This window comes from Paenibacillus sp. FSL W8-0439 (assembly GCF_038008995.1).
Classification (GTDB): Bacteria; Bacillota; Bacilli; order Paenibacillales; family Paenibacillaceae; genus Paenibacillus; species Paenibacillus polymyxa.
Genome location: NZ_JBBPAK010000001.1, coordinates 2744937 through 2765639, shown reverse-complemented (window position 1 = coordinate 2765639; position 20703 = coordinate 2744937). Strand labels below are relative to the sequence as shown.

Here is a 20703-nt window from a genome sequence, read left to right as displayed (position 1 = left end):
TAAAACAAACGTTATAATGAGAAGAGAATATTATTAATTACAACTGCAGCTTGCGCACGGGTTGATTTAGACTTTGGTGCAAATTCTCCATTATCCATTCCGTTTATTATTCCAGCGTTGTGCATTGCAGTAATGCCTTCTAACGCATATGAAGAAATGGTATTTGCATCTACAAATCCTAATGGGATTTCACTATCTGATGTCAGCCCGGCATATGTCATTGCTTGATAAGCCATTATAGTCATATCCTGTCTCGTGATTTCATCTTGCGCACTAAAACCACCATCCGGTCTGCCTTTAACAATACCTAACCGTTGTGCTGTAGCAACCTCATCATAGTACCATACGCCTGTTTTGATATCTGAAAAGGTCGTTGTCGCATTGCTATCGGTTAGTTCAAAAACATTCATCAGCATCGCAATAAATTCGGCTCTCGTCACTTTATCGTCCGGATTGAACTTTCCATCCCCTGTTCCGGTGATAACGCCCCTTGCAGCTAAAGCCTCAATCGGCTCCTTTGCCCATTCTTTTGTTACATCCTGGAAGTTTACTTCCGTAAAAGCTACTGCAAACTTACCCAATCGCTTAGGCTTAAATTCTATCCCATCTGTCTTTTTGTTTAGTCTTCCATTAACTACAATTTCACAATCTCCAGTATCCCTAATTTGGTAGATGACCATCTTATTAGGTTGTTCACCTGATTTCAATTTGTATGGTATTGTCACTTGAACATCGTTTCTTCCATCAAGCTCACTTACCTTTTTACCGTTAATTTCCAAACTAAAACTGTAAACTGGTCTATCGCTCAATGGAATTTGTATCTTCGGTGATAGGCTGGATGAATTTACTTTAGTCACAGAAACCTTCACATTCTTTGCCTCTGCTGAACTTTTAGAAATCAACTTAGAAGATACATTTAATTTAGCTAATCCTGTCTCGATTTCGAAATTATTAATTAAATATTTTCCATTGCTTAACAATGCATCAACAGGAAATTCAATTTCAATTTCATTCATATCTTCAATTGCATCTACTTTAATTCCAAGTTTGTCTCCATCTGTTTGTTTGAGTGCACGCTTAACAGTTTCAGTGTCCAGTTGAGCAGTTGCTTTTCCATTAGCATTGATCGTCGGTTTTACTCTTATTTTACCGTTATTCACCTCAGCATTGTCTTGTATGCTTCCTAAAGAGTTCTCTTCTCCAGCCTTGTTTTGTATACTTTCTAAGAAATTTTCTTTTTCGCTTGATTTTCCGTTCCCTGCATTTTTCTGTTCTTCTTCTACAACTACACGAACACGTTCCAAATTCTCAATTCGTGTAAAGGGTGATTCTTCGTCACCATCACGCTGTGCGGTCACTCTTAGGGCTGGGTAGTAGGTCCCGGGCTTGGTATAGGTAAAGTATACCGACTCCGTTACCGAGGCCTCAGGGGTACCGAAGGATACCTTCTTGTAGTTCCCCGTACCTTCGAAGTCCCATTCGGTTTTCACAACCTTGCTGTTACCAGGAGGGACCGCAGCTTTGCCCTGGAAGGTGACACGTTGGCCGGTCTTAACATGAATTTTAGTTGTGCCGTTAACAAGTAAATCGACGACCGGCTGTATCCCCTTACGTTCCGCAGCACTCTCCGGCAACTTGATCTGACCATCGACTACCTTGTATTGGGTTGACTCTGCAGGAGCCACCCCTTGTTCTACCCAAGCGCTTAGGTCACGAAGTGCCTGTTCGAGAATGCCATCGTATTGTACAACAGTATAAGTGCTTGCCCCATTATCGTAATGATCCGCATTGTCGTTGAACCAGACACGGAAATGATCATCAAAGCTTTCACCGAGATACTGCTTCACCCTTGCACTATACCAGTCCGAATGCCAAGGAAAAGATCCCATATCGAGCAAGTTTGAGATAAGGATGACTTTTCCTTGAATATGCCCGTTGTGTGAGCCACCTCCTGCAACACCACTCATGATCATGGGGCCAATCTCCATAGGACGCTGAGAATAAATGGGAGTTCCGTCAGCTGCTCTAAATTGATCCCAGGAATAAAAGTTGGGTCCGCTCGGAACCTGGTGACGATGGTACGATAGCAACGCAAGATGCCATCGGTTGTCGATATGCAGTTTGGCACCGCTTTCTAGGGCGCTTAATACGCTATTGGAGTTTTCGCTCCCAATCGTGAAGACTTTCTTAGTCGGATCAAACGAACCTTTTAGTGTCCCGATCTTCGTCGTCCCGTCAGCTGTATAAAGTGTGTAATCTGCACCGGTTCGAGGCAGTGTTGATGGCGCATTATCAAGAGAAACGCTTGTCGGTGCATTCTGCTTGTCCCGGCTAACCTGAGTAATGGTGGCCCATTGATCGATCTTGGCGCTGCGGAACAAATCTCCGAGATCCGATTGTTCCGTACCTAGGTAGCCTGGCTTGTTCCAGAAATCTTCAACATAGGTGCTATCCATCGATTTAATCGTGTCTCCGAAACCAAAGAGGAGACTCTGAAGATCGTTCTGACTGAGTGCCCCCTCCAACCCTCTTAAAGGAACTCCCAACTTCGTCACCTCTTGCAGTACTGCCTTCTCCATGTCATTCAAACTGGAATAAGGGTCACCGCTACCTCCCGGGCTCAATGCGTCCTTTAGCTGTAAATCCTTGTCTTTGAGCACAAAGTTCGCATAGGCCAATATGAATCCATTGTTTGGAATGGACGTTGGTACAACCGGGACAAATGGCACTGCTCCGTCCCACACTCCCTTAGTATTTTCAATTGCACCAATCGTCTGAAGAGAGCCTCCGCTTCCACCGTATATATATCCATAGATATAATCGTCAGTGTCGTAGTAATCCGCCGCGTACACCTTAGAGAACTTTGCCGCGGCTGCATCAATTCGATATCCGCTACTTGCATTCGTCTGAACCGTATAAGCCCCGCTGGCTGCGCCGAAAGCAATATGACTATCAAAGGCATTCTCATCATAAAGCGGATATACTTTCTGGAAGAAGCGGCCCTTCCACTGTTCTTTCGGCGGCAAGTAAAAGTTGAACTTCGCATCAGTACCCTCAAAGTGGCCTGACACTTTATGATGCGGAACTGGAGATGTTAGGTCAACCTCCCTATCAATAACTGGATTATTATACTGTGAGTCGATACACGCTGCTGTGACCCAAAGAGGCCCTCCCGTTTCTTGCGGTGTGCATTCCGATGATGAAGGTGAACCTGATACTCGCGTCACGGTCACCTTATATAGTTTCGTCATCATTCCTTCTTGTCCGGTTACTTCGATGGTGATGATGTTATTATTATCAACGCTCAAGCTCATTGGGTCGCTTGCCTGACTGCTTGCAACAGGTTTCCCGTTTACTTTCATTGTGGCGTTGCTGTCATAGACGCTGGCTGTTACCGAAATACTGGTTACATCGTAAGGAACATTCACACTATATTCGGTTGTTCCAGCTGCAAAAGCAGGAGTCAGCGTGCCGCTCGATAACACCAGTCCGCTCAGATCCGCGTTTTCCATTCTTTCATAATCGCTAATTGAGGTATTAGCCACATGATCATGTATAGCTAATGAAAAATTTGAATTTGCGCTGATTTGCGTCGTATTTGCTACCAAAAATAATAGAGCCGCTAAAATTGCACTGATGATTTTGCTTTTCCTCATTAACTATTCCCCTTCCTTTCGCTACACATCAGATATAAAAAAAACCTTAACGTAAGCGTTTCCATATCATTGTAATCGTTTTCATTTTTATCTATATTAAAAGGAACACTGTAACGAACATAAGACTCCATTTGGACTCTGTACATCCATTTGTTAGTTCCGTTGTTGAACAAATTGCACAGCTGTACAAATCACGTCGGAAAATTGAGGCATTTTCCTATTGGATTAAGTAACACCTCAATATTCCTACGTTGTTTGGTCCCACTGAAAATGCTTATATTGGTGGCTGCTTTATTTTACTCCTCCACCTTTCACCTACTAGCATGATATAACTTCCATCAGCCTATCTTTTGCTAATATCTTATTGCTATCCGTTTTCTTGATATCCCTATAGTTATCTGTATTAGTAATTACGATAGAAGTTATAACTTCATATCCCTCCTTTTTAATAGCTTCCACATCAAATTCTACTAATAGGTCTCCGATATTAACTCGATCCCCCTCATTTACATGAGGTACAAAATATTTGCCTTTTAAAGCAACTGTATTAATGCCTATATGAATTAAAATCTCAACTCCATCGTCGGTCTTCAATGCAATAGCATGCTTAGTAACAAAGAACGCTGCAATTTCCCCATTAACCGGCGAAACAACTTTACCTATAGACGGCTCAATTGCTATTCCTTTCCCCATTAATTCTTGGGAGAATGTGATGTCATTTACTTCACTAAGATTTTTAGCCTCACCACTTAATGGGCTGTATATTATTTCTGATTTTTGTTTATTATTAAGTACTGGATCTTTTTTAACTATTTCTTTTTTATCTTTTGTATTAAACATGTTCTTAATAAAATCTGAAAAACTCATAAGGACCCATCCTCTGTAATTTAATAAGAGATTTAGCATAATATTTTATATAAAAACGCTCTAGACTGAAGCTATAATATTAGCTTTTAGTAAAGCACTAAATTAACAGAACCCGTAATGCCAGTTGGTTCATGTATAAGGTACTGTGAAAAAAAGTCCTTTTGCTCTTTTTCTAAAGTATTCGTCACTTCAATTACTAAATTATTACTCCCCGTTCTTAAGCAATTGCTCACTTCAAAATTATAGGGTGGGCATATTTTACTTCCAACATGGCAGCCATTCACGGAAATATTCACAATTTCATAGGCATCTTTTATGAATATAAATGCATTTTCAAAGTTTTTACTTACGTTGAAGTCAATTTCGTATCTAACGGTACCTGAAAAATCAGGGTATAAATTCGGTGCTGCTAAGTTAACCAGTTGATCTATTACTGTAGTGGTTTCAAATTCAGGATATTTTTCAGAGGTAGATAACGAAATTTTCCACTCACCACTGATCTCCTGAATATCGATCTGCTGCTTATCCGTTATTATAGATTCGATATTAGCAGTTATGTTTTTACTAAAAATAATTATTTTAGATTCATATTTTTCAAGGTTTAATTTAAACTTGCTGCCTTTTTGAGTTCTCTCTAAATTCAAATTAAGAACTTTATTTTCAAAGGCATCATATATATATGCATCTAAGTACAAAGGAACTTCAACCACTGTATTAATGGAATGATACGGATGTTCATTGAAGAACATAAATACATCTCCATCTTGATGGGTATAGTGATAATATCTTAAGTATGGTTGCTGATCAAAAACTTGGATATCATAAATATCTGAATTTTTTAAATCAGTTACTAAATTATCAAGCCCTATTACTTTACAATTTTCAACTTCTTGTAATTTTCGAAGTTCCTTATCAATATTAATACCTTCACTAGAACCCTTTGGAAGATCATCTATAAAATAAACTTTAAACCCGGCCTCTAAGTAAACTAATAGTTTTTCTATTAGTTTTTTTGGTAAAGATTCAGAGTACGGTACGACTAGCACTGAAAACGATTCGTTATTTATAATAAGTTTCTTATCTTTAATTTCAGACAAAATTAATATATCAGTGGGCACTATATCAAAATCAATTTGATTTTGCATTAACTCTTTAGCTGGTTTTTGTAACAGCATATATTCGCCTGACCACTCTGCTTCTCCATGATATAAGACAGCTACTGGTGCTACATGTACTCCATCTGTCAGCAAATGACTAATCTTATTCGTATAATCATTTAAAATCTTCATGTATCTAAACTGTGGATTTTTACCATGAGCATAAAAGTGAGGTGGACAATCTAAATCTGGAAATTCTTTTGGCGAAAACGCATGTGGTACAAAGTAATTTACTCCTCTTACAAGCATATGATCCGTTATCCATTTCATTAGTTTTAAACCTTCACCCCAACCATAAGCTCCAAAAACTTCACACATTGTACGTCCTTTTTTCTTTTCATCCATATGACCCAAAGAGGCTCCCATTTTAGCCAATGCATAGTGGAAAAACTCACCATCCCAACCTGATGATGTACATGATTTAAAATAACCTTTATCCATTCCGGGCAATATTTGATGTAATACTACATCTAGCCCTGACATATCTTGTTCCCACAAGCTTCTATAAAAATGACCTGCTCCATAGCCTAATCTGGCATGTGCATTATTATCCTCTATTACATGCCCAATATATTCAACATTATGGGCTCTGCACCATTCCCCCAACTTTTGCGTGAAATTTTCAGAATACAGCTTAGTTATCAAATCCATATATAAATATCTAATTTTATTTTCTTTTGACTTTCCATTCGCCCATAACAAGGGTAAATATTTAACAACCTCTTCTGAAGTGTTTTTTTGCAATAGGTCTATCAGATCTTCTCTCCATGGCAATACCATGTCAAATCTTCCAATTGAAGCGTTGGGTCCTTTCACATTTCCAAAACGTGGTTCATCTGAAAAAAATCCAGCAATAGTTGTTCCGAAATCTTCTTTATATCTACTTAAGTGTGCTTCATAAACCGTATCAATTAATACTTGTGTTCCTTTTGGATCAATTGGATTCAAATAACCTTCTGTAGACTTTTCTCCACCATTGAAGGTTTGTACAATAGTAAAAATTCTCCAGTCCCCTTCTGGAATATCAAAGTAAACAACGCCATTCATTAGGTTGTCTGATATATCGCATAAAGTATCAGGATCTATTTCATCACTGTTAATTATCTTCGCTGCAATTACTCCTATGATCTTATCTTCCAAGTTAAATTTGCTTGTTTCCTTTTTAGACTTTTCTACTCCCACGCTCATGACAGCATCTCTTGAACCATTGGCTGCCCACTTTACAATAATTCCTGCATCTTTATATGGACCTGCAAAATCTTGCTGATGGATTTTTAAAAATAATTTTTGTAGATTTGGATAATCCTTTTTAATTTTTCCATTGGCATAACCTGTTGGAAAATGAGAATCATCTAAAATCCAGACTTTCATATCACGTTTTCTTGCTTCATCCATAATCACATCCAAATCTTCCCACCATTTAGGTCCCAGGAAATCAGGATGAGGACGTGATTCCACACATACAGCTTTTATTCCAGATTCATTAATTTTTTTCATATATTCACGTAATACACCTTCTTCTTCACCATGCTGCCAGAAGAAAGGCATTAAATAATTACTTTCCCTATTTTCTAAAACTTCATCTAATTTCTTCATATATTATTCTTTCCTTTCTTGATACTATCTACTAATTACCTTTTTATGTAAGTAAAATAGCAGTTCATTTTATATCAATTAAAAATAAATTATTTCATGTAGTATCAATACTTTAGTCATTTTTCAATATCAAAATGAAAGAAAATAACTAACCAAATCTAACATATAATAAACTTATTCGTTTTTAACATTGAAAATTGGGCTTTTATATATTTGAATTAATTCAAATATGTATATTGTCCTCTGTACCACCAAATGCGTATGATCTATATAAATAAAGGATATCATCTTCTCAAATACTCTAAAATATCAAATCAACACGTATTCACTGACCTATCTTAATATTTTTTCTCACACTAAACTTGAAACAAAAATAACCCTATAAAATATATCTATGGGTAGTGTGCTTTTTATGCGCATAATATTGCTTTTTGATTAGCCATGAGTTCCTTCTTTTAATCGAAAATTTAAATTCCCTGTAAACTAGCATAATAAAACCTAAGCACTGATACCATAATTCGTAGTATCAATAGCTTAGGTTTTGGTTTCGTCCAGTATATATTTTAAAGTTTTTAATAAATATCAACTAACTTTTTCTGATAAAGCACACGGAAAAGGTTTCTGAATTAAAGACATGTCAGCTTTTTAATATTTAAATAACGTTAGAAATTTATGGCAGACCTGCACCTGGAATCTCTACGTCAACAATTTCAATTCGAGAGCCGCGTTTAATCTGAGCAGCCTCAGGGTTACTTAAGGTATCTACATCTAAATCATTATGCGCATCTACTGTGACAATGAATAATGTCCTGCGCTCAGGTCCTCCCAACATGCATGCTAAAGGTGTAGTTGATACTTTTATGCGGTGAGTTACTTCACCACCTTCACGTAAACGAATCACCTCACCCCTATTCGGAGTAGCAGCCCAGATAGCACCTTCAGCGTCAAGACAAATCCCATCAGGACCAGCTTCCATATATGCCCAGACACGGCGTCCTGTTAGTGATCCATCCTCCTCAATGTTAAATGCAACAAGCTGTTTCGCAAACGTGTCAGCCGCTATAAGCACATTTCCGTCAGAAGTAATAACCATTCCATTGGGACAAATCATTTCATCAGCTACAACACGCACATCCCCTTCTGGGGTAACCAGTGTTATCCATGCTTCTACTTCTTGGCCAGGCTTATAAGACCGTACGTCATAACCATAACTTCCAACGTAAGCACGTCCCTTATGATCGACTACCATGTCATTAATACCCACTGCTAACTTGCTAAGGTCTGCTACTGCCGACGGCCCACTCGGGTCCTGCCGCAATATTCGGCCATCTCCTGAAACTATAAGCAACCGACCATCAGGAAGCCATCCTAATCCAGATGGCAAGGTTGGCACATCAACAACGATCTCAGCCTTGCCGTTGATATCAACATTCATCACCTTTTTACCAAATATATCTGAAAACCAGAGTTTACGCTCGTGCCAGCGTGGACTTTCACCCCACACCAGTTCATCCAAAAGAATTTTAGTTTCATAATTCATAATATACATCTCCTTATCAATATACATTACTTCCAGAAACAAAAAACTAACTTGGATTTATTTGCAACATGAACTTAGAATAATATTGCGCAGCTTTCTAGTGAGTGTCGTCGTTCCCGCATTTTTTTTTTGCATCATGAATAGGAATGTTAAATCGTCCTCTGGACAATTACAAAAATATGCCCCAAGCCAACCATCCCATCCATATTCCCCAAGACATCCCAAATCTCCAGCTTTACTGCAATCTGTCATTACACGCATTAAGTTGCCATAACTGTGTCCGCTTAACGTTAGCCATTCGTCAAAACTTTTCTGCTGCATCTCATTCAAAGTTCCTGACGTTAAATATTTCACTGTTTTAGGCCGCAAAATCTGAACGTCGTCAAGACTTCCTCCATTCATAAGCATTGTAGTAAATTTTGAGTAATCATCTATTGTAGAGGCAAGTCCTGCTCCTCCAGATTCAAATGCCGGATCCATATCCATCTGATTAATAATACCCAAATTATTTCCGGTATAAGGCTGTAATTTACCTAGTCCATTGTCCTCATATGCTCTTACAAGACGGTGCCTTTTCTCTGATGGTATCCAAAAACCAGTATCCCACATTCCTAGCGGTTCAAATAATTCCTTCTTTAAAAATTCTCCGTAACTTTTACCACTAACTATTTCTATAACAGCCCCGAGTACATCTGCAGAGGTCCCGTAATTCCAAGAAGTTCCCGGTTGAAAGGCAAGGGCGCATTCTCCTAGTTTGCTCATAGCTTCCACAGTGCTCATTGGAGAATCCCCTAATAGCCTATTCTTTATCTCTATGAATAATGCTTCAGTATCCCGACCAGCTCTGTTATCCCCGCCGTATACCAAGCCTGAGGTCATTGAAAGTAAATCTTTTAAATTTACTTCACGTACCGCCGGAACCAGCTTGCCTTCCTCATCAACCATCTGATTTTTAAAACTAGGAATATACTTGCTTACTGGATCATATAAATCTATATCGCCTCGCTCTAGTAGTATCATTACACCAGCAGCTGTAACAGGTTTAGTCATAAAATACAGTCTGAAAATGGAATCTCTTTTTATTGGAATTCCAGCTTCCTTATCTGCCCAACCATCTTCATGGTAGAAAATTTCTTTTCCATCTTTGATAATCATTAAATTTGCGCCGGCTATGTAGTCATTGTCTATGCTATTTCTTAAAGTTTTTTTTATCTGACTGATTTCTGTATCATTAATCATTTTGGACCCCTCCATATTCCTACTATTTACTGTTACTTTGCTTTTATAAAACAATTGGAAAATAAGATATAGCAGATTATATACTAACCTGCTATATCTTACCGATTGCATATTTAATTAATTGTTGGGAACCTATTCACTGATTTTATAAGAGGCGTAATATTCCCTATTCTTACTTTGCGTGTAGCCATCTTCTAAAATATAGACATTCGTTTTTAACCGGATATCCTCCGAAGAAGAGCCAATCATCACATCAAATTCCCCTGCTTCTATCTTCCATTTCAAATCTTCATCTAGGAATGCAAGTTGACTAGGATCAATATAGAAATCTACTTTTTTCTTTTGTTTAGCTTCTAAAGGTATTCTACAAAATCCAACCAATTCCTGTGCTGGTCTAACTAAAGATGCCACTTTATCACATACATAGATTTGGGCAATTTCAACACCAGCTGTATCCCCTGAGTTTTCTACTTCAAAACTAATATGAAACTTCTCAAATGGTTTTATCTTTGATTTTTCTGTTTGTAGATTATGATAATCAAATGTAGTATACGATAAACCATAACCAAAATAATATCTTGGAGTATGGGGAAGATCGATATATCTAGTAAATGGGGAACCGGTTTGAACATGATAACTTGATCCCTGACTGTGGTTATAATAAAGTGGCGCTTGAGCCGAACTATATGCAACAGAAACTGGAAGTTTACCACTTGGATTATTTGTACCAAGAATTGTTTCTATAATAGCTTGACTGCCAAACTCCCCAGGGTTCCATGCTTCAATAATTGCAGAAGCATATTTATCAGCAGCATCACTAGATATAGGCCTCCCATCTAAATGAACAACTATAAAAGGAATATCACTCTCGCCTAATTTCATTAAAAACTCTTCTTGGCATTGAGGAAGATTAATACTACTTGAATCAATTCCTTCTCCTGTTGAGCATGATGTTCCCCATCCATATTTTCCGCCAACCGTAACAATTGTAACATCAGATTCTTTCGCAAGTTTTAACGCATCTTCATGATGACGAGTATCATTACCTACATACGGATAACCATACTGATATTGAATATCAGAGTTTGGACAACATTGCTTAAACTGTTCTAAAATATTCCTACAATGCTTATAAGCTTTACTTGCAACTTGTTCAAGCTTTGGAATTTCTACATCAATAATACTTCCAGGATATGTGTCTTTCTTTTTATTTCTCCAAAGCACGTCATCTGTTTGTACTTCAATACCTGCCATCGTATTTCTAGCACCCATAGCAAGTTCTAATACGCTACCATATGAATACCCACCGAATAAGCTTCTTGTAGATCTTGCATTATGTCCAATTATAGCTATTTTTTTATCGGCTGCATCTAATGGTAAAATTCCATTATTTTTGAGAAGAATTAATGATTCTCTTGCATATTTCAAACTAATTTTTTTTGATTCTTCTTTATTAAATACTTCTTCTATTTTTTCATATGAAGAAGGAAATGGATTTTCAAAAATTCCGAGTCTAAACTTCTCAGTTAAAACTCTTAATACTGTTTCATCTAGAAGCTGAATATTTATTGTACCTTCTTCCAATAGTTGAATTAAATTGTCCCCATAAGCACTTGGTGTTGGTAATTCTAAATCAAATCCAGCATTCAATGCCTTTACTGCAGCTTCATTCTTTCCTTCACAGACTTTCATTCGTGTAAAAAGCTCTTCAATAGAAGCATAGTCTGCGACAAGTAGCCCATCAAAGCCCATTTCTTTTCTCAATAGGTCTTGCAATAAATATTTAGATGCAGCTACTGGCTCACCATTTACACTTCCGTATTGATTCATGACTGAGCGAAGATTTCCTTTGCTAATTGCAGATTGAAACGGCTTTCCGAAAATCTCCTTCAGCTCCCTATCAGGAACATTTGTAGCTGCTGCATGTATTCCGCCTTGTCCAGCATGATAACCAATAAAATGCTTACTAGTTGCCATAATATTGTATTCATCATTATCTCCAGAATTTTGAATACCTACAACATAGGAAGTTCCTAGTGCAGAAACAAGAGTAGGATCTTCTCCATAACTTTCTCCTTGACGACCTAAACGTGCATCTCGAGTAACATCAAGAACTGGAGCTAAAGCATGTTTAATTCCAACTGCACTCATTTCTTTTCCTATTATTTTCCCTGCCTCATACTCAAGTTCTGGATCCCAGGCAGAGCCTCTACCAATGCCTGTAGGAAAACTTGTTGCTTCTGGCATCAATGCTCCAGTTAATCCTTCAATATGAAAAAGAGCAGGTATATCAAATCGACTACGTTCCATTACTTTTTTTTGATAGTCTCTAAGCTTATCGGCTACCATTTCTTTCGAATCATCCCATGCAGCAGCCAAAAAAGCTATTGCACCAACCCCATAGTGAAAAGAATTTTCTAAATTCGGACCATTTTTATCCTTAGGGTTATAGCATTGCAACTGAGCAACTTTTTCTTCTATGCTCATTCTATGAATTAAATCCTTAGCACGCTCTTCTGACGACAATGTTATATCTTTATATCTAAATTCATTCATTGATAAATCCTCCCTGTTTACTTCAGTGCTTCTAAGCTAATCGTTCGCTCTCGTTGTAAAGTATGTTAAAACTGCACTGAGAGTAAAACTCACGAAAAAGCAGATGAAAAATCCTATAAGTGGACCTGGATCACCACTTGGATCCATTTGGGCACCAAATGTTAAAATTCCTCCAACAGCAGCTGGCGAAAATTGATTTGTTCCTAAAATTGTATTCAATGGTCCAGCAATTCCTCCAGCAATCATTGCGCAAATAAACGGTTTCCTATATGGCAAAGCAATCCCGAATATGGCTGGTTCAGTAATACCAAACAGTGCAGAAGTCATTGCTGAATAACCAGTAGCTTTATTTTCTTTTCGTTTAGTCTTAAGTGCAAAACCAAGTGCAGCTCCAGCTAATGCCCAAACTCCCATACCTAAAATCGGGCTCAACGCATTAGAACCATTTCTTAGGGTGATATCGGTCAAAATAGGAATAAACGCATAATGTAATCCAAAAAGCACACAAAGCTGCCAAAAGGCACCGAATATTACACCAGTAGCTAAAGGGAACAAATTATAAACTCCCATAGTACCATTCGCTAATAACTCACTTATTTTTACAAATATCGGACCAACCACCATGAATGTGAAAGGTACCATTACCAAAAGTAATATCATAATTTTAAGGAATTCTAAAAATGGTGGTATGAACCTCTCTAGATACTTCTCAAGTTTTGCAGCAATAAAAGTACTAAACATAACAGGAAAAATCGAATTACCGTATGATGTTAAAATAACTGGAATTTTAAAAAACGTTAAAGCTGTACCCTCATCATATAATTTTACAATACCTGGGAATACCAGTGATGCTCCTATTGCAGCAGCAACATAAGGGTTTGAGTCAAATGTTTTCGCAACTGAAAATGCTACAATTATGGGTAAGAAGTATAAGAAAGCATCATTTATATTTTGCAAAATAATAAAAGTACCATCTGTTGTCTGCAATACGCCTGCCATAAGGAATATAGCCAAACAACCTTTAATAATACCCACCGCGGCCATTGTTGGCACTAATGGAAAAATCATTTTCATAAGCGATCTAGATAGCCTATTAATCAAACTTGTTTTATTTTTTGTTTTAACTTTATCAATTTTTTCCTTGATATGATCTTCATTAGCATTGCCTTTTAATATAGAATCAACTTCAGCATAAACATCTTTAACAACATTACCGACAATTACTTGATATTGCCCACCAGCTTTCATAACACCCAGTACTTTATCAATACCTTTGATTTCATTATCATTGGGAATTGATTCATCAGCTAAAACAAATCTCAATCTGGTTACACAGTGCGTAACACTTACAATATTCTCTGGTCCTCCAACTTTTTCAATGATTTCTTTTGCTGAATCTTTTAAATTCATACAAACTGCCCCTTATTAAAAATTGTTTGGATTCCATTCCGATTTCCATTGGATTACTGGGATATTCCCTTTAAATTCTACAGGTAGCCAGACATAATCAGACTCACTTGTATTAATGTTCCATGAACTCTTCTCTTTTTTTCTTGTTAAGTCAACAACCCACCGATCCCCAATCGCAATGAATAAATCTTGATTAGGTACTTTAAATACACTACTTATTTGGGAATTGAAAGTGTTCTTTTCTGTATCCTCTATACACGGATCTCCAATAATATACCAAGGTCCATGCATATTATCTGCTTTGGCACTGAGCGTTTGATTAGGATAATAACCAGTTGTCCCAGACGTAAACATAAAATATTCATTTTCTCTTTTAAAGATAGCAGGCGCTTCACGTGCCAATGGAGGTGAACTAAAATGCAAATGCGTTGAATATTTTCCTGTTAAATTTTTATAATCGTCAGTTAAATCTGCAATTATAATTTCTGTATGAACTTTTCCAAAGATAATGTATGCCTGATCATTATCATCAACAAACAAATCAAAATCACCACTGCTCATATCTAAAGGAACTATTGTGTCAATAAGCTTAAACTCTTCATTAATACTTTTCGATGTTGCAATTCCCATATATTGATAATTCCAATCTCGTGGATTCTCATCTGTCCCTGCTAATTTCATCCACATTACAAATTCTTCATTTTTTTTGTTATAAATGATATGGGGACGATCCATAATTCTAGAAGGATGTAACGGGTTATTAACATCTGAAGGCGCCTTCAGAATAGTTTTTTCAAATTTCCAATTTATTAAATCCTCAGATGAATAACAATTAACACCATTATGCCAAACGCCACTACCCGGAATTGTATTTTCCTTATTTTCCCCATACCAGTAATAGACACCATCTACATACATTACAGAACTACCATGAGCTTGTATACGCTTACCTTTTGTATCAAGCCAAACCTGACCTGGTCGAATAGAATTAGACATTTAAAACTTCTCCTTATAAAAGATAATAGTTAATCCCTACTCTTATATTATTAGATCTAAATACGGAAAATTTAAATATATCCTATATTGAAACTTAATGTTGGTCTCTTTTTTAATTACAGGAATTACCCCTTTCAACACTCATATAGCTCCTTGTTCACACTTAATAATAAGTCAACTGACAATAAATACGTTTTCTGTAAAATGAGTGTTTTCGTTGGATATACTAACTGATAAAAACTATAGTTTTAGATGAAATTATATAGACGTCTCTATATTTGTGACCTCAAGGAAGCTATTAAATAATTCCCTTGAAGAAAGGATAGCATTTTCTTAATTGCTCTTTAATATCAAATAAACACATATTGACTGACCGATTTTAATATCATAACCTACTATATAATGACTAACCTTGAAAGGGGTTTCAACTATGAATCACGATGAATTAGATAGAATGCTTAGAGTTTTAACAGAAAAAGAGCTAAAATATAAATCAAATCCTGTTATATCGGAAAGATATAAAAAAATGGAGATAATTAACTGTGAAGGGCATGATGCTTATTTATTTGATGATAATGATATGAATATGGGCGAAAATATCACCCCACGTAAACATACACGATTTGTTGAAGTACCCATGCATGTTCATACTTATATCGAACTTAGTTATGTATATTCAGGAGAATTTACAGAGGTCATAAAAGATAAGACTGTAAAACTGAAAGAAGGACAGATATCTATTATAGATACAGGAATTCCTCATTCTATTTCACCAACTACTGAAAATGACATTATTATAAATATATTAATGAGTAAAGAATACTTTTCAACTGCCTTTCTTAGCAGGCTATCAAGTAAAGGCATTATCTCAGAGTTTTTAATTAATGCTATTTCTGATAAGAGGGATCATGATAATTATATAATATTTAATTCCGAAAATAACAAAAAAATCCCTATATATATAAGAGAGCTTCTTTGTGAATATTTTGATAAATCTTTATGTTCAAATGAAATCATTGATTGCTTTATGGTGCTTATATTTTCTGAATTATTGAGGGTATTTCAGTACGACTCTAGCCACTCTAACTCTAAATCATTAAATAATGCACCCGTTATAGAAATACTTAACTATTTAGAGAAAAATTATATGACATGTACTTTGATTTCCACAGCTAAGCATTTCAATTTTCATCCAAACTATCTAAGTAATTTAATTAAAAAAACTACTAATAGATCTTTTTCTGAAATTATATTACTTCAAAAGTTAACTAGAGCTTCTATCTTACTTGAAAATACTGAAGTTCCTATTTATGGGATCGCAAACGAAATAGGTTATAACAATTTAAATTTCTTTTACAAAAAGTTCAAGGAATATTTTGGTGTAACACCAAAAGAATTTCGAGACAATTCTATTTCTAAATCTATTCAAAAATTTAAGTGAAAACATTTGCTTTTTTGAAGTTTTTCATAACATCATTATGCTAACAAAAAAATCCCCTAGCGGGGTCTATTCAGCTATCTCTCCCTGGATAGGTAAAAGCAGCCCTATAGGGCTGCCTCTTCTGCTGTAATCATACTAATTGCTCGTATATTTTACCCAGTCATATTCGGCATACAGCGGATTTGCTCCATTATATGACCCTAACCAGCTATCTACTCCGGTACCATTCCATAAATTCATCATAATTTTGCCTGGCGTACTTGGAATATTCGTGGTTGCTGTATGTTTCAGAACACCGTCAACGTACCATTTAATATACCCTGGCTGCCAATCGAAAGCATAGGTATGGAAGCTCGTTGAAGCATCAAAGCCAAGATTGATAATTTTCTCGTGCCCACCGACTCCATTGGTATAATAGTTAAACTGTACTTTTGTCGTGTCCTTTCCTAAAAATTCGATATCTATTTCATCCCATTGTGTGCCATGGGAAGGTCCTGTATACGTGAAAAAGGATGAGACAATTCCCGTGTTTTTAGCAGGCTTCATGCTGACCTCGTACAGGCCATATCCGTAATTGTTCGTTGATCGGTACTCCCCACAATCAAATTTGTTGTTCGCCTGACTCGTTAAACTCAGCTTGAGCTTTCCATCATTCGTAAAGTTAACATTGTTGGCACGCCAAGTGCAATTGAACATCTGCCCATTGGAGTACCCATCTGCCTTTTGCCAAGTACTTGAATTAAAATAACTTAATGGTTCCCAGAACACATTCCCCGCAAATGCGCTTACCGAAAAAAACAGAGAAATCACACCTGTGATCATCAGCGTAAACCAAGACTTCTTCTTCATCATACACCTCCAAGAACAATTTCAAATATGAATGAAAGTTGTGGAACGTGGTTTCCAGCAAACGTAATATGATCTGCCGAAAACCAAATAATAGAGCTTGCCTGGACATTTACCCGCTAATAGCGTTCTCTTGGAATAACAGGGCGGGTCCCTCGATTTTGCAAAAGCTCCAAAACAACTACTGTTTATATGAGCGATCATAATGAAAATTCAATAAAATCCACGTAGGCATCCCAAGTGCCGTCATCACTCGTCAAGGCGAGTTTGATCTCCTGATCTCCAGTAGCGTGAGTAATATTGGACAAGGTTTGTACAGTCGGCGTTTTGCCCGTGAAATTGAAGGAACCTACAGTTACTCCGCCAATAACCAAGTCCACCTTGGCAGTACCAGCATTGCTTGAAGCCCCCCGCACTGAGATATTATGCGTAGAGTTGGCAAAATACTGTGAATATGATACATAGTCAGCATTGGCATACAAAGCGACCCCGTCGAACGGTGCACTGATCTTGCCTGCATAAGTGCCGCCAATCTTCATATTCTCGGCTTCAACCTTGGTTATCGTATTCCCTCCCGTGTTGGGAGTGAACTGCCAGGCATCCAAATTCAACAGATTGCCGCTGCCTGACCCAGTAAACACCAGATAGATGTTGTGAACCCCCGTTGCATTATTGATCGTGGTCTCTACTTCTCTCCAGGTCTGCATACCTCCAGTTGAAGGTACTTTCAAGGAGCCGACTAGAGGACCTGTTTCACTGTCAAGCCGTACTTCAATGTTGCCACCGACATTAGTGGCCACATTAGCTTTGAATGTCTTCGCTCCGGCAGAGCCAAAATCAGCCTTCCCGACAGCGATCCAGTCCCCATTATGGATGTTGGTCACATTCAGATTGCTAATCGGGCCGCCACTGGCTTGTGTGGGTTCGGTCGTAACGCCTGCTTGCCAGGCAATGGTCTCCGCTTCAACTCTGGTATATGGGTTCATATTGGATAGCTGAGCTATTCCTGTCATATTCCCTTGCACCTCAGAGATGCTTCCGTCCTCCTTGTGCACCAGCTTATTAATATGCGGAGAGCGATAGCCTTTTCCAGCTCCAATTTGAGCCTTGCTGACCGTTTGGGCATGGTATACGACATACCATTCATTCTTAAAATTAAATACAGCATGGTGGTTGTTGCCTCCAACGCCGAAGAACGTATACGGATTTTTTAGGAAATGACCTTTATAAGTGAAGGGACCCATCGGGTTGTCGCTAACCATATAACCGATTTCACCTGCAGGGTACTGTTGAGGGTGTGTTCCGGCAAAGTTGATACAGTACGAATAGTAGTATTTGCCGTTGTATTTATGAATACCGGAATCTTCAAACAGGTAAGGAGCGTCTATAGTGGTGGCGCTTCCAATAACGCTGGTCATATCTGCGCCTAATTTGATGACTCTGGCGGTTTTAGGATTTGCAATGGAAGCCGGATCCGACTCATTAGGAATTCCTCCACCGCTATACAGGTATCCCGTGCCATCATCATCTACCAGTACAGCAGGGTCAAAAAGCCAAGTCACGCCAGCCATCCCAGGTGTACTATGTGTCACAAGCGCTTTGCCAAGGGGATCTGTCCAAGGTCCGATAGGCGTGTCTGCTGTTAGGACACCAATACCTGCTCCCCCATTGGCAAAATATAAAAAGAACTTGTCTCTGCCATTTATTTTTTTATGCGCAACTGCTGGAGCCCAAGAGTTAGAGGCCCATTTGGCAATGCCTCTTCCACTGTTTTTGTTGTTGGCACCTGCGACTGGTATCGTTCCGTGATCCGTCCAGTTCACCATGTCTGTAGAGGATATGACCTGGATACGATCCAGCGCACTGAAGTCGTTCTCTTTAATCGATCCATCCTTGTTATACACGTACGTATCACTTGACATGTAAATATACACTCTTCCATCATACACCAATGAATAGGGATCAGCTCCCAATTTATGATCCATTAGAGGATTGGAATTTCCAGGTAGCCTTGCCAGTGGTCGATTGGCAGCATCTACATTTAGCATGGGAAAGACGCTGAGCAATAAAGCGAAGGAAAGAAATAAAACTAGACATTTTCTAATCATAACATAACCTCCGTTTTTTATATGGTCTAAAGCTGAGCTATCCGTAAATTTATCAAGCTTAAGAATATGCTCAGACCTCTACCCGCAAGGAGAACTGACGTAAAGAGTGGTAAGGGATAGAAATAATTTGAAACCGCTTACAAATTATTGTTTGGAAACGCCCTACAAGAGAAGTCAATACTTACTTATCTCTGTCCTTATGCTGTGAACTTCAGTATTAATTGAATAAAGTATAGAATATAAAATATTAAGTACTAATATGTAATTCGATTCATAATAATGGATTTATTTGGAATGATCATACCATACTCTATCAAATATAACAATATCATTCTAATTTAAAAGAGCACACCAAAAGGGATGTAACCTACCGATTTGCTCTGTGAAATACTGACGTTTTTCCGTAACCGTTTAAGTATAATATTTGCCCTGAATGGGTTGAGTTTGATTGTAGGCGAGCAAATTAAAGGCAGACTGTCTGTTAGGGCTATTGAGCAAAAACCACCCGCTAAATACATCACAATCTAGGCTTGGTCCACCGAAAGTTGAGTTAGGTTATTTCTAAAATCGGGCGCTCTCCTCTGTTGGACAGCGCCGATTTACTAAGGCAAGATAACTACCGTCGGTATCGTTCCGATGAGGAAGATCCAGAAGCATTGTCTCTTCAACCTGGTTATCGTCTAACTCATAGCTGTTTGTCAGGCATAAACGAATATGATTATTGCATATAGCGTTCGCCATCCATGACAATGGTTTGTCCAGTGAGATAACCAATTTTCGGATTGGCAAGCTGGAGCACAAGCTCTGGATCACTTCTTTTTAGCTCGCACCATATATCAACAAAAGCAAGCTTATAAAAAAAATGAGTGGATTGTATATCCTTATAGCTGAAGCTTATTATCACCAAAAAGATTTTGAGACCGCTTCGTATTACTACAGGCAAGGCCTTCATGCTCAATGACAAAAAACCTCAGGGTTCCTTCTAGATGGATAAGGTCCCTGAGGTTTAATCATTTATATTCATTTATGGCTCATAACGCTTAATAACGATGACCGATTGTGGCCACCAATGCCGAAGGGATTGGATAGCCCGATATTTTAATGAGGCTTTACGTGCTTCGTGAGGCACATAGTCCAGATGAACCGTTACCGAATGAGTGCTGGAATTCGCTTTTTTTTCAAATGGTGAAAAGCAGACTGAGCATGTTTCGAAACTTGAGAGAACAACGAAATGAGAATGGATCGTTGTTATATCAGGAAAAAATATTTTGCAGGCCAGGGCCGTCGGTTT

Annotated in this window: 11 protein-coding genes; 1 reads left to right on the top strand and 10 read right to left on the bottom strand. The window is 37.8% G+C overall.

Features of this window, described 5'->3' with window-relative positions:
- Positions 1–11 precede the first annotated feature (11 nt).
- The 8 genes from MKX36_RS11805 to MKX36_RS11770 form a co-directional block, all read right to left on the bottom strand.
- Positions 12–3656 (bottom strand): S-layer homology domain-containing protein, encoded by a 3645-nt coding sequence (locus tag MKX36_RS11805; RefSeq protein ID WP_340864724.1) that lies wholly within the window; start codon positions 3654–3656, stop codon positions 12–14.
- Positions 3657–3974: 318 nt separating this feature from the next.
- On the bottom strand, positions 3975–4523 hold the full coding sequence (locus MKX36_RS11800) for a PTS sugar transporter subunit IIA (RefSeq protein ID WP_340864723.1): 549 nt from the start codon (positions 4521–4523) through the stop codon (positions 3975–3977).
- Between the two features lie 86 nt (positions 4524–4609).
- Positions 4610–7276: a glycosyl hydrolase gene (locus MKX36_RS11795; RefSeq protein ID WP_340864722.1), complete on the bottom strand. Its 2667-nt coding sequence runs from the start codon at positions 7274–7276 to the stop codon at positions 4610–4612.
- Positions 7277–7946: 670 nt separating this feature from the next.
- Positions 7947–8816, bottom strand: coding sequence for an SMP-30/gluconolactonase/LRE family protein (locus MKX36_RS11790; protein WP_340864721.1), 870 nt, complete (start codon positions 8814–8816; stop codon positions 7947–7949).
- A 57-nt stretch (positions 8817–8873) separates the two neighbouring features.
- A complete protein-coding gene (locus MKX36_RS11785; protein ID WP_340864720.1) occupies positions 8874–10055 on the bottom strand; it encodes a serine hydrolase domain-containing protein in 1182 nt (393 codons plus the stop codon).
- Positions 10056–10187: 132 nt separating this feature from the next.
- The gene (locus tag MKX36_RS11780) at positions 10188–12611 is read right to left on the bottom strand and encodes a glycoside hydrolase family 3 N-terminal domain-containing protein (protein WP_340864719.1); all 2424 of its coding nucleotides are present in this window, start codon (positions 12609–12611) and stop codon (positions 10188–10190) included.
- Positions 12612–12647: 36 nt separating this feature from the next.
- Complete coding sequence (locus MKX36_RS11775) at positions 12648–14021, bottom strand: PTS transporter subunit EIIC (RefSeq protein ID WP_340864718.1); 1374 nt, start codon at positions 14019–14021, stop codon at positions 12648–12650.
- 15 nt (positions 14022–14036) lie between these two features.
- On the bottom strand, positions 14037–15017 hold the full coding sequence (locus MKX36_RS11770; RefSeq protein ID WP_340864717.1) for a family 43 glycosylhydrolase: 981 nt from the start codon (positions 15015–15017) through the stop codon (positions 14037–14039).
- Between the two features lie 430 nt (positions 15018–15447).
- Here MKX36_RS11770 and MKX36_RS11765 point away from each other — a divergent pair, with 430 nt between their 5' ends.
- The gene (locus tag MKX36_RS11765) at positions 15448–16458 is read left to right on the top strand and encodes an AraC family transcriptional regulator (RefSeq protein WP_340864716.1); all 1011 of its coding nucleotides are present in this window, start codon (positions 15448–15450) and stop codon (positions 16456–16458) included.
- A gap of 135 nt (positions 16459–16593) precedes the next feature.
- Here the strand turns inward: MKX36_RS11765 and bglS are convergent, their stop codons facing one another.
- Together bglS and MKX36_RS11755 are read right to left on the bottom strand one after the other, a co-directional pair.
- Complete coding sequence (gene bglS, locus MKX36_RS11760; RefSeq protein ID WP_016820936.1) at positions 16594–17307, bottom strand: beta-glucanase; 714 nt, start codon at positions 17305–17307, stop codon at positions 16594–16596.
- 197 nt (positions 17308–17504) lie between these two features.
- Positions 17505–19412 (bottom strand): carbohydrate-binding protein, encoded by a 1908-nt coding sequence (locus MKX36_RS11755; RefSeq protein ID WP_340864715.1) that lies wholly within the window; start codon positions 19410–19412, stop codon positions 17505–17507.
- Positions 19413–20703 lie beyond the last annotated feature (1291 nt).

Bases quoted from the DNA above. Each gene is read 5' to 3' on its own strand.
- MKX36_RS11790 (WP_340864721.1), bottom strand. From the start codon at position 8,816: ATGAATTATGAAACTAAAATTCTTTTGGATGAACTGGTGTGGGGTGAA.
- MKX36_RS11795 (WP_340864722.1), bottom strand. From the start codon at position 7,276: ATGAAGAAATTAGATGAAGTTTTAGAAAATAGGGAAAGTAATTATTTA.
- MKX36_RS11805 (WP_340864724.1), bottom strand. From the start codon at position 3,656: ATGAGGAAAAGCAAAATCATCAGTGCAATTTTAGCGGCTCTATTATTT.
- MKX36_RS11785 (WP_340864720.1), bottom strand. From the start codon at position 10,055: ATGATTAATGATACAGAAATCAGTCAGATAAAAAAAACTTTAAGAAAT.
- MKX36_RS11780 (WP_340864719.1), bottom strand. From the start codon at position 12,611: ATGAATGAATTTAGATATAAAGATATAACATTGTCGTCAGAAGAGCGT.
- MKX36_RS11765 (WP_340864716.1), top strand. From the start codon at position 15,448: ATGAATCACGATGAATTAGATAGAATGCTTAGAGTTTTAACAGAAAAA.
- bglS (WP_016820936.1), bottom strand. From the start codon at position 17,307: ATGAAGAAGAAGTCTTGGTTTACGCTGATGATCACAGGTGTGATTTCT.
- MKX36_RS11800 (WP_340864723.1), bottom strand. From the start codon at position 4,523: ATGAGTTTTTCAGATTTTATTAAGAACATGTTTAATACAAAAGATAAA.
- MKX36_RS11770 (WP_340864717.1), bottom strand. From the start codon at position 15,017: ATGTCTAATTCTATTCGACCAGGTCAGGTTTGGCTTGATACAAAAGGT.
- MKX36_RS11755 (WP_340864715.1), bottom strand. From the start codon at position 19,412: ATGATTAGAAAATGTCTAGTTTTATTTCTTTCCTTCGCTTTATTGCTC.
- MKX36_RS11775 (WP_340864718.1), bottom strand. From the start codon at position 14,021: ATGAATTTAAAAGATTCAGCAAAAGAAATCATTGAAAAAGTTGGAGGA.